The 1,551-nt window shown below is 40.6% G+C and carries 2 protein-coding genes; both read left to right on the top strand.

The window, feature by feature from the left end; translation table 11 throughout:
- Positions 1-1,242 (top strand): DOMON domain-containing protein (locus ACKI5B_RS05400; protein ID WP_407426590.1); only part of this gene is annotated, 1,242 nt, incomplete at its 5' end.
- Between the two features lie 9 nt (positions 1,243-1,251).
- Positions 1,252-1,551: hypothetical protein (locus tag ACKI5B_RS05395; RefSeq protein ID WP_407426588.1), on the top strand; the 300-nt coding region annotated here is incomplete at its 3' end.

The following is a 1,551-nucleotide window of genomic DNA, read 5'->3' as shown; positions in this document are numbered from 1 at the left end:
GGTTCGATAGCAGCTTCATACACAAAGCCTTCAGGTCAAAGTACTTCTGTTGAATATAAAATCACCTCAGGCTCAATAATCCTTGATTCTTCAACATCTTCTACAGTTTCTGCCGGAAGTTTAAATGCAAGCGGTACTGTTTTTAATCTCAATATGAAGCCGGTCTGTCTGCTTTTGGATTCCGAAACAGCCGATGGAAATGAACTTTCTGTAACTGTAAAGCTTTCCGGCTTTGTCTGCGATGAAGGAGAGCAGAAAGGAAGAAGTCTTGGTTCAATTTCAAAGAAATTTTCTGTAAAGCCTTTCTATGATTACGACACATTAGTCACAGGCGTCACTTTCTCAACGATAAGTGATACAACGAATAAAAAAATCAAAATTCCTGTAAACGGAAGCGTATCTCTTGCAGGCGGGGCTGCTGTTACTTTTGCAACTGATGATACAATCGATTCAAGCTATGACACTTCAGGTTTTACTCTGGGAACCGGTTCCGGCTACATTTATGTTTATCCGAACGCAGATTTGACCGCTCTTGACTGCACGGCAACACTTACCGTAAGCGGAATTATTCCTGAACTTAACGGATCAAGCTACACACGCGGATTTACCGTAAATTTCAAGCCGCTTTATGTTGATTTAGACGGTGTTCTTGATGAAGAAGCCTGGACAGAAGATGCAGTAACGAGTACACAAAGCTATGCAGATCCTTCCGGTTACAATTTACAGAAACTGTATGTCACAAATGATGATACGAATCTTTATGTGGCAGTTACGGGAGATTTCAGTTCGTTTGGAGACGGAGACAGAATCATTCTCATGATTGACAATGCTTCTTCTTCTGATTCAGGAAAATCAAATGCGGACAAAGATAATGACAACTATCTTGTAATTGCAACTAACGAAACTTTCTCCGGCGCAGATTTCTATATGTGCCATATTTTGAGCAGCACGACAATGCATGATATTACCTGGGGCGCACGAACTGACTGTACCGAAACTTCATTAAGTTCGGTTACTGATTCTGCAATTGAATACAAAATCCCGCTTTCGTGTATTGCAAATGCTTCTGCAGGAAATACACTGAGGATTTTTGCTTCTGCAACTGATTATACATGGACTACAATAAATGAAAATGAGATGAAAGACTGCATTCCGTCAGCTGCCGCAGCAGTTTCCAACGGCGGACAGACAGTTTCCGTTGATTTTTCAAAAGCCCTTGAATATACAGTAACTGCAGAGTAGGAGGCGTGTATGAAATTGAAAATTGAAAATGACCTGTCTGCCGAAAGGCAGGAAAAACTGAAAAATCGCTTCATGCTTCTGCTTGCTTCAGCCCTTGCATTTATTTTCGCTTCCTGTGACATTCCTGCAAATTCAAACTCATCTGTTTCAGTTGACCCGAATACAGGTGCCACAGATGAAATTTCTGCTGCTGATACGAGTAATAATTCTGATTCAGGGAAAATTACTGTAGATGCACTCGATGATTTTGATGACTTTGTGCTTGGTTTTGATGCAAGTGCAGTAGATTATTATGAAAATAATGGAGAT

The organism is Treponema sp. (genome assembly GCF_045657965.1).
Classification (GTDB): domain Bacteria; phylum Spirochaetota; class Spirochaetia; order Treponematales; family Treponemataceae; genus Treponema_D.
Note: the sequence above shows the minus strand (reverse complement) of the source record. Positions and strands in the feature narration are given on the sequence as shown.